At 73.4% G+C, this 9,011-nt stretch carries 7 protein-coding genes; 3 read left to right on the plus strand and 4 right to left on the minus strand.

What is annotated here, in order from left to right:
• Positions 1-165: 165 nt before the first annotated feature.
• From Q7T15_RS01435 to Q7T15_RS01450, 4 genes are all read right to left on the minus strand, one after another.
• The gene (locus Q7T15_RS01435) at positions 166-495 is read right to left on the minus strand and encodes a tryptophan synthase subunit alpha (RefSeq protein ID WP_304692538.1); all 330 of its coding nucleotides are present in this window, start codon (positions 493-495) and stop codon (positions 166-168) included.
• A gap of 129 nt (positions 496-624) precedes the next feature.
• Entirely contained in the window at positions 625-1,452 is an 828-nt protein-coding gene (locus Q7T15_RS01440; protein WP_304692540.1) for a DUF2510 domain-containing protein, read from the minus strand.
• A gap of 189 nt (positions 1,453-1,641) precedes the next feature.
• Positions 1,642-3,342 carry a DUF2510 domain-containing protein gene (locus Q7T15_RS01445; protein WP_304692542.1) on the minus strand — a complete coding sequence of 567 codons (1,701 nt, stop codon included), beginning with the start codon at positions 3,340-3,342 and terminating at the stop codon, positions 1,642-1,644.
• Between the two features lie 136 nt (positions 3,343-3,478).
• Positions 3,479-4,327, minus strand: coding sequence for an aminotransferase class IV (locus Q7T15_RS01450; RefSeq protein ID WP_304692544.1), 849 nt, complete (start codon positions 4,325-4,327; stop codon positions 3,479-3,481).
• An 11-nt stretch (positions 4,328-4,338) separates the two neighbouring features.
• On the opposite strand from Q7T15_RS01450, the gene Q7T15_RS01455 reads away from it, so the two are divergent.
• The 3 genes from Q7T15_RS01455 to Q7T15_RS01465 form a co-directional block, all read left to right on the plus strand.
• Positions 4,339-5,793, plus strand: a complete 1,455-nt coding sequence (locus Q7T15_RS01455; protein ID WP_304692546.1) for an anthranilate synthase component I family protein — start codon at positions 4,339-4,341, stop codon at positions 5,791-5,793.
• Positions 5,794-5,803: 10 nt separating this feature from the next.
• Positions 5,804-8,452: a leucine--tRNA ligase gene (gene leuS, locus Q7T15_RS01460; RefSeq protein ID WP_304692548.1), complete on the plus strand. Its 2,649-nt coding sequence runs from the start codon at positions 5,804-5,806 to the stop codon at positions 8,450-8,452.
• Between the two features lie 61 nt (positions 8,453-8,513).
• A partial coding sequence (locus Q7T15_RS01465) for an SLBB domain-containing protein (RefSeq protein ID WP_304692550.1) occupies positions 8,514-9,011 on the plus strand: 498 nt, incomplete at its 3' end.

Below are 9,011 nucleotides of genomic sequence, written 5' to 3' on the forward strand. Positions count from 1 at the left end.
CCGTTTCTGACGAACCAGGCCCGTCACGATGCCCTCGCGCCCTGGCTTGAGCATTACAACTACGCTCGAGCACACACCGCCTGCGGAGGCCAACCACCGATCAGCCGAGTGTCACCAACGTCATGACCGAGTACATCTAGCCGGGCTGCAGCACCCCGACCGGCTCTAGCCGGCCTCCGCCTCGAGTCGTCCGAGCATCGTCCAGACGGTGCGCGTGAGCGGCGGGTGGTCGAGGGCGATCTGGCGCAGCATGCGGTAGTCGCGGGCGGCGCTCGGGCGGCGCTCGTCGTCCTCGCGGATGAGCTCGGCGCGGAGCATCCACACCACGAGCTCGTCGACCGTGGGGAGCTCCTCCATGAACTCCCACGGGTCCTCGCCGTCGCGCAGGCGCTCCATGACGACGGTCTGCAGCTCGTCGTGGGCCTCCGCGCGCAGCACCTCGAGGCTCGCGCCGCGGCGGCGCTCGTGCCGGGAGGGCCAGGAGGAACGACTCACCCCTCGAGCCTAGGACGGCTCGAGGGGTGAGCTCGAAGCGGGGGATGCGCCGGGCGCGTCGGGGGGACGCGCGCCTGCGCGTTTTTCGGGGAGTGGCCGGGCGCGTCGGGGGGCGGCGCGCCCGGGGTCTCAGCCGAGCAGGCTCGGCAGGGAGATGAGGGTCGGGAGGGCGGCGAGCGTCTCGGGAGCGAAGAACCACCAGGCGCCGACGACCGCCGCCTGCACGAGCACCCAGGTGAAGAGCGGCCACGGGGCGGAGCCCGTCGCGCGCGAGACCTGGACGCCCCGGACGGCGAGGTACACCGGGGGAGCGACGAGCGCGAGACCCCACGGCGCGGTCGAGAGGTGGCCGTCGTCGCCGAGCGCGCGCGCGTCGCGGGCCGCGAGCGCGGCGTAGAGCACGAACGGCAGGGCGAGCAGCATGAGCACGCTCGAGAGCGGCGCGTCCTGCGGGAGGCCCGTCACCGCGTAGTAGAGCGACGCGGCGTGCATGACCGGCAGCAGCACGAACAGCCACACGGCGCTCGTGTTGACGCGCGAGGCGAAGGTGTCGGCCATGCGCGGGCGGGCGACCGGTGCGACGTAGGCGTCCTGGAACTCGGCGGGCACGACGTCGGAGAGCACGATGTCGGGCGAGAACACGGTCGCGGCCGAGACGCGCGGCATCTCGTCCCACGTCGGGCTCGAGGCCGTCACGATCGTGTGCAGCGGCATCGACTCGGCCTTGCGCGCCGATTCGCGCGCGGTGGGCGTCGCGGCGGCGCCGTGGAGCGTGACCGGCCCGGTCGAGGACAGGACGACGGTCTCCGCGGCCTCGACGGCCTCGCTGAGGACGGCGACGGGTGCGGTGTACTCGGTCCACTTCTCGCCATCCCACCAGCGACGCTCTGCGCCGGTGCGGCTCAACGGATCCGGGTACCAGCCCGCGGGTACGCGGGACGGTGCGGTGATGCTCATGACTTCCCCCAGGTGTCTTCCCGGTCCCCCGACCGGTGTGGAACCCGTCCTCGCACGGGTGTGCGAGGCGTTGTCGCGACGTTTCGGGTCCCACGCGACGTGTGCTGCAGTTATTCGGTTGTGCCGTGCTGAGCTGCGGGGTTGCGGTGGGCCTCGGATGCGTCTGCAGCGGAACGCGGCCCGGTCTCATCACTCGGTGAGGCTGTACACGCCCCAGTCGTCGACCTGCCAGGTGATCCAGCCGTTGGCTCGCTGGAGGCTGACGGTGACCACGAAGGTCGTCCCATCGGCGTTGACCGCGGGGCAGCGGTACTGCTGGCCGATGAAGAGCGGCGGGGTGCCCGAGCACGTGACCTCGGCGGAGGTCCCGATGCTGCGGGCGTTGAGCTCGATCGAGTTCGCGGCCTCGGCGGCGAACAGCTGCGGCACGGCCGAGATGAGCAGGCCGGGCACGGCGATGATCGCGCCGACCTGGAGCCCCACGAGCAGCAGGAAGACCGCGGCGGGTGCGAAGCCCGCGCCGGAGTACCGGGCGAGGCTCACGGCGCGCATGACGAGGTAGACGGGGGCGCCGATGATCGACCACCACCATCCCGCCGTGCGGTCGATGCCGCGGCGCTTGAGCGACCGCTGGTCGAAGTAGGCGAGCGCGACGACGACGGGGATGGGCGCGAGCCAGATCGCCGTGATGATCGGCAGGTCGAGGCCGCTCGTGAAGGCGGCGACGACGAGCAGGCTCAGCAGCAGCTGCACCATGGGCAGCAGCGCGATAGCCCACGCGGCGCCCGTGTGCACGTGCGGCACGGGGCCGGCGGCGCCGGGCATCATCGCGCCGCGGCGCATGGCGGCGACCGGAGACTCCTGCACGTAGGGCACGTACTGCGGTGCGCCCGGGGCGGAGCCCCAGCCCGCGGCGCTCCCGGTGCCGGGCGCCGAGCCGTAGCGGGCGGCCGAGGGATGCTGCGGCGCGGAGTCCTGGAAGAGCGCGTGCTGCGCGTAGTACGGGCTCGCACCCCACTGCTCCTGCGGGTGCGGCGCCGAGTTCTGGGCGGCCGAGTAGTGACCGGCCGACTGCGCCGAGCGCGGGTCGGCGCCGTATGGCTGCCATCCGCCGTGCGAGGGGGCGCCGGGCACGGAGCCGGGAGCCGAGTGGTTGACGGCGCTCGTAGCCGAGACGGGGCCGGGCGCGTTCGCGGGCTGCTGCTCGCGGGCCTCCTGCATCGGGATCCACTGCGCGTCGCGCATCGCGGACTCGCTCGTGGGGATGTCGAAGCCGGGGTTCGCGGCGGGGCGCGGGGACTCCGTCTGCGGAGCCTGCTGCGGTGCAGCCTGCTGCGGCGGAGCCTGCTGGGGAGCGGCCTGCTGAGGAGCGGCCTGCTGCGGTGCGGCGGTCTGCGGAGTCGCCTGCGCGGCCTGCTCGGCGGCGAAGGGCGGCGGCGTGAACGGCGCGGGCTCGGGAGCGACGAAGGAGTCTGCGCCGAACAGGGGAGCGGAAGCGGCTGGCTCGCTGACGGCCGGCTCGGGCGCAAAGAAGGTCTCGGCGACGGGTTCGGCGACGGGCTCGGCGACGAAGGTGACGGGCTCGGGCTCGATGAGCGCGGGCATCGACTCGGTCGTCGGCGCGGGCAGCGCTTTCAGAACGTGCGCGAGCGGGCGGTCGTTGACCGCGTCGCCGGCGTCGGTGGCCGATTCGGCGCTGCGGCGCGCGCGGCGCGTGGGCAGCTCATCGTCGTCGGCGAAGGTCGTGGGTGCGGGCGTGGCCACCATGGGCTGACGCGCATCGGAGACGTGCTCGGTCCAGGCGTGGTTGTCCCACCACCGCAGCTGCGGCAGACCGAGCGGGTCGGGGTACCACCCCGCGGGCACCCGCCCGTATTCGTCCTCCGACACCGTTCTGCCCCCTCATCAGGCCGGACCCCTCGACCGGCTCGGTTCAGTGTATGGGTGGCTCGACCCGAAAGGGGAGAGCCCGTCGGCCCCCAGAGTGGGTGTACCCCTGTTGGGGGACACTCGGTGATGAAGACCGTTACGGCACTTGGGGCAGCGGTTCCGCGGCGCTGTCGAGCCAGCGCCGCGCGCGCGCCGCTCGACCCGGTTCGCGCACGAGCTCCGGCCCGTCCACCCATGCGGTCGCCACGCGCAGACCGTGCAGGGCGCTGAGCACCCACAGCTCGCAGCCGTCGAGATCGTGCGGGCGAGCATCCGCCGCCTCGATCGTCGCGCCGTCGGCCGCGGCCGCCTCGAGAAGGATGCCCGCGGTGACGCTCGGGATCCGCTCGAGCCGCGCGCTCGGGTGCACGACGACGCCGTCGGGTCGCACCCACACGAGACCCGAGTAGGCGCCCTCGACGATGAGCCCCTCGGGGGAGAGGATGACCGCCTCGCCCGCCCCGAGCGGCTGGACGGCCGTGCGGAGCCGCTGCAGCGCATCGAGGTCGGGCCCCTTCGTGAGCGGCCGCGTGCGCGGATCGTGCGGGGCGGTCGCGACGACGACCTCCTCGGCGGTCGGCGGCGTCGGTCGCTCGCGCAGACTCAGCCCCGTGGCGGGCGCGTCGTCAGCATCGCCGACGATCGGGGCGGGGATGCCGCGGGCGCGCAGCTCGACGCGGGGGAACCAGTCGCCCGACCGCGGAAGAGCGGCGACGACCTCGTCGAAGAACGCGGAGCCGTCGTCGCGGAACGGCGCGATCGCGGCGAGGAAGCGCGCGCGGTGCCGCTCGAGGCCGCGCACCCGCCCGTCGACGACGCGCCACGAGTCGGCGGCGAGCAGCGCGCCGGCGTGGACGTCGCACCAGTCGACGGTCGTCCAAGGGTCGTCGGCGGCGCTCGCGTCGTGCCCGCGCCAGTGCCGCAGTCCCTCGGCGCTCGCGCTCATAGGATCAGGGTATGCGTCACGGGCTCCTGCGGCACCGGCTCGCGCCCGCGACCGACGCCGCGACGGCGCCCGAGCTCGCCGAGCGCATCCTGCTCGCCCTCGCCGCCGCGCACCCGGACGCCGACCTCGTGTGGCTCGACTCGGGCGTCGGAGCCCGCACCGGTCGCTCCTTCCTCTCCGTCGACGGTGCGCGCCTCCCGCTCGATGCCTCGGTGCCCGTCCTCCCGCAGCTGCGCGCGGCGCTCGCGGCGATGGCCGCGCCCGCCGCCGACTCCTCTCTCTTCCGTGACGCTCCCGACCCCGCCCCGCCCCTGGGCCTCGTCGGCTGGTTCGGATACGAGTTCGGCGACGAGACGATGGGGATGCCCGCCCCCGCGACCCCGCCCGCGCACCGCGCGTCGTGGCTCGCCGTCGATCGCGGCCTCGTGCTCGACCACGTGAGCGGGTCGCTCGACCTCGTCGCGCTCGACGCCGCCGGCACCGGCTGGAGCGGCGAGCTCGCCGACTGGCGCGCGCGCATGCTCGCGGTCGTCGAGGGCGCGCGTCGAGCATCCGCCCCGCCGCCCGTCGACCCGGCGCCCCGCACCGCCCGCTGGCGCGACGACGACGCGCGCTACGCGGAGCTCGTGCGGCAGTGCCAGGAGGCGATCCGCGAGGGGGAGGCGTACCAGCTGTGCCTCACCTCGGCGGCGACCGTCGGCGAGCCGGGTGACGCGATCGAGCTGTACCGGCGGGTGCGGCGCGCGAGCCCCGCGCACCACGGCGCCCTGCTGCGCATCGGGGGTGCGACGCTCGTGAGCGCGAGCCCCGAGACGTTCTTGCGCGTTGAGCCCGAGCCCGGGCCCGGCGGCGGGCTTCGCGCACGCACGCGCCCCATCAAGGGCACCCGCCCGCGGGGAGCCGACCTCGACGCCGACGCCGCGCTTATCGCCGAGCTCGAGGCGAGCGACAAGGAGCGCGCCGAGAACCTCATGATCGTCGACCTCATGCGCAACGACCTCTCGCGCGTGAGCGAGCTCGGATCGGTCGTCGTGACGGGCCTGCTCGAGGTCGAGTCGTACGCGCAGGTGCACCAGCTCGTCTCGACCGTCGAGGGGCGGCTGCGCGCGGGGCTCGACGCGCTCGACGCGATCGCCGCGTGCTTCCCCGCGGGGTCGATGACGGGCGCGCCCAAGCGCCGCGCGATTGAGCTGCTCGCCGCGTGGGAGGGGGCACCGCGCGGCGTCTACTCGGGCGCGTTCGGCTACCTCGCCGTCGACGGCTCGGCCGACCTCGCGATGGTGATCCGCAGCATCCTCGTCGCCGACGGCGTCGCGACGATCGGCGCAGGCGGCGGCATCACAGCGCTCAGCGAGCCCGAGGCGGAGGTCGCCGAGATGCGGCTGAAGGCGCGCTCGCTCCTGACCGCGCTCGGCGTGCGCGATGAGCCGGATGCCCGGCCGGAGCGCACCGCCGACCCCCAGTAAGCTCGGACGAGTGACCGAGAATCGCCCGCACGACGACCGCGCCGCTGACCGCGCCCACGACGACCGCGCTGAGAACGACTACGACTTCCGGCGCATCGAGGCGCACTGGACGCCCATCTGGGACGACCTCGAGCCCTTCTCGGTCGACGACCCGACCGACGCACGGCCGCGCAAGTACGTGCTCGACATGTTCCCGTACCCCTCGGGCGACCTGCACATGGGCCACGCGGAGGTCTACGCGCTCGGCGACGTCGTCGCGCGGTACTGGCGCCAGCAGGGCTTCCAGGTGCTGCACCCCATCGGATGGGACAGCTTCGGTCTGCCCGCCGAGAACGCCGCCATCAAGCGAGGCGCCGACCCGCGCATCTGGACCTACGAGAACATCGCGCAGCAGCGCGCGTCGATGAAGCGCTACGCGGCGAGCTTCGACTGGACCCGCGTGCTGCACACGAGCGACCCGAACTTCTACCGCTGGAACCAGTGGCTCTTCCTGAAGATGTACGAGAAGGGCCTCGCGTACCGCAAGGACAGCTGGGTCAACTGGGATCCGGTCGACCAGACCGTGCTCGCCAACGAGCAGGTGCTCGCTGACGGCACCTCCGAGCGCTCGGGCGCCGTCGTGGTGAAGAAGAAGCTCACCCAGTGGTACTTCAAGATCACCGACTACGCCGACCGCCTGCTCGACGACCTCAACCAGCTCGAGGGCTCGTGGCCCGCGAAGGTCCTCACGATGCAGCGCAACTGGATCGGCCGCTCGACCGGCGCCGACGTCGACTTCGTCATCGAGGGCCACCACAGCCCCGTCACGGTCTTCACGACGCGCCCCGACACGCTCTTCGGCGCGACCTTCATGGTCGTCGCCCCCGACAGTGACCTCGCCGCCGAGCTCGCCGCCGGATCGAGCCCGGAGGTGCGGATGCGGTTCCAGGACTACCTGGAGCAGGTGCAGAAGAAGTCGGAGATCGACCGGCAGGACGCGACCCGCGAGAAGACCGGGATCCCGCTCGATCGCTGGGCGATCAACCCCGTGAGCGGCGAGCGCATCCCCGTCTGGACGGCCGACTACGTGCTCGCCGACTACGGCCACGGCGCCGTGATGGGCGTTCCCGCGCACGATCAGCGCGACCTCGACTTCGCGCGGCGCTTCGACCTGCCCGTGCGCGTGGTCGTCGACACCCTCGCGCCCGTCACGGGCGCCATCCCCGTCATCACGCCGGAGATGCTCGAATCCGGCGACATCCCCGAGCTCAACCCGTCGGTCACGGGCGAGGCGCTCACGGGCGACGGCCGCATGATCAACTCGGGCCCGCTCGACGGGCTGTCGAAGTCGAACGCCATCCGGCGCGCGATCGAGCTGCTCGAGGAGCGCGGCACGGGTCGCGCCGCGAAGACCTACCGGCTCCGCGACTGGCTCATCAGCCGGCAGCGGTACTGGGGCACGCCCATCCCCATCATGTACACGGAGGACGGCACCGAGGTTCCCCTGTCGCTCGACGACCTGCCGCTGCTGCTCCCGTACGAGGACGGCATGGACCTCAAGCCGAAGGGCACTTCGCCGCTCGGCGGTCTCGCCTCGTTCGTCGAGACGACGACGCCCGACGGCCGGCCCGCCCGCCGCGACACCGACACGATGGACACCTTCGTCGACTCGTCGTGGTACTTCCTGCGGTTCCTCTCGCCGACCGACGACACGCAGGCCTTCGACCCGCGCGAGGCCGAGAAGTGGGCGCCCGTCGACCAGTACGTCGGCGGGATCGAGCACGCCATCCTGCACCTGCTCTACGCGCGCTTCATCACCAAGGTGCTCTTCGACATGGGCTACGTGAGCTTCACCGAGCCGTTCAGCGCGCTGCTGAACCAGGGCATGGTCATCCTCGACGGCGCGAAGATGTCGAAGTCGAAGGGCAACCTCGTCTACTTCACCGAGGAGCTCGACAGCTTCGGCGTCGACGCCGTGCGCCTCACGATGGCGTTCGCCGGCCCGCCGGAGGACGACATCGACTGGCGCGACGTGTCGGTCACGGGCTCGCAGAAGTTCCTCGCGCGGGCCTGGCGCCTCGCGGGCGAGGTCTCGGCGCCCGTCGGCGTCGACTTCGACCTCGGCGACGTCGCCCTGCGCCGCGTCACGCACCGCTTCCTCGCCGACGTTCCTCCGCTCGTCGAGGCGTTCAAGTTCAACGTCGCCGTCGCGCGCACGATGGAGCTCGTGAACGCGATCCGCAAGGCCGTCGACTCGGGCCCCGGTGCGGGCGACCCCGCCGTGCGCGAGGCCGTCGAGGCCGTCACGATCGCGCTCTCGCTCTTCGCGCCCTACACAGCGGAGGACATGTGGGCGCGGCTCGGGCACGGCGTCGCCCCGGCGGCGGACGGCTCGACGGCGCGCTCGGGCTCGGGCGCGGCCTCACGCAACGACCTCGTGGCCTTCGCCGGCTGGCGCAAGCCCGACCCGCTCCTCCTCGTCGAGGACTCGGTGACCGCGGTCGTGCAGGTCGACGGCAAGGTGCGCGACCGGCTCGAGGTCTCGCCGCACATCGGCTCGGACGAGCTCGAGGCGCTCGCGCGGGCGTCCGAGGCCGTCGTCCGGTCGATCGGCGACCGCGAGATCGTCAAGGTCATCGTGCGTGCCCCGCGCGTCGTCAACATCGCTACGCGCGGCTGAGGACTCCCCGGAGTCTTCCGCCCGGGCCGCGCGCTGTCGGGAGGGTGCCTAGCCTGCCCGCGTGAGCGGAGACCCCGAGGCGCCTGACGACCACCCCGCGGGCCCTCCGCGGCGCAGCCCGCGCGTGCGGGCGGCGGTCGGCGCGGTCGTCGTGCTCGCGCTCGTCGGGGTCGGCGCCGCCGTCGTGAGCGCGCTGCTCGCGCCCGGCGGGTCGACGAGCGTCGTGGGCGCCTCTCCGTCCGCGGCCCCCTTCGATCCGTTGGCGCCGCCGGCGAGCGGGGATGCCGGGGGCGCGCCGACGGAGGCGGCCCTCATCGTCCACGTGCTGGGCTCCGTCCGCGAGCCGGGCATCGTCGAGGTGCGACTGGGCGACCGCGTCGTCGACGCGATCGCCGCGGCCGGCGGCGCTCTCGACGACGCGGACCTCGGGGGAGTCAACCTCGCGCGCGCTCTCGTCGACGGCGAGCAGGTGTACGTGCCCGCGGTCGGGGAGGTCGTGCCGGGGGCGGGCGCCGGTGCCGGCGGCGCGGGCTCGGCGTCGGGCGGCGCGGGCGGCGCG

The organism is Microcella sp., assembly GCF_030645145.1.
Taxonomy (GTDB): domain Bacteria; phylum Actinomycetota; class Actinomycetes; order Actinomycetales; family Microbacteriaceae; genus Microcella.

What these genes read in the sequence shown, in the direction of transcription:
- Q7T15_RS01440 (WP_304692540.1), bottom strand. Translation starts at nt 1,452, where the DNA reads ATGAGCATCACCGCACCGTCCCGCGTACCCGCGGGCTGGTACCCGGAT.
- Q7T15_RS01450 (WP_304692544.1), bottom strand. Translation starts at nt 4,327, where the DNA reads ATGAGCGCGAGCGCCGAGGGACTGCGGCACTGGCGCGGGCACGACGCG.
- Q7T15_RS01455 (WP_304692546.1), top strand. Translation starts at nt 4,339, where the DNA reads ATGCGTCACGGGCTCCTGCGGCACCGGCTCGCGCCCGCGACCGACGCC.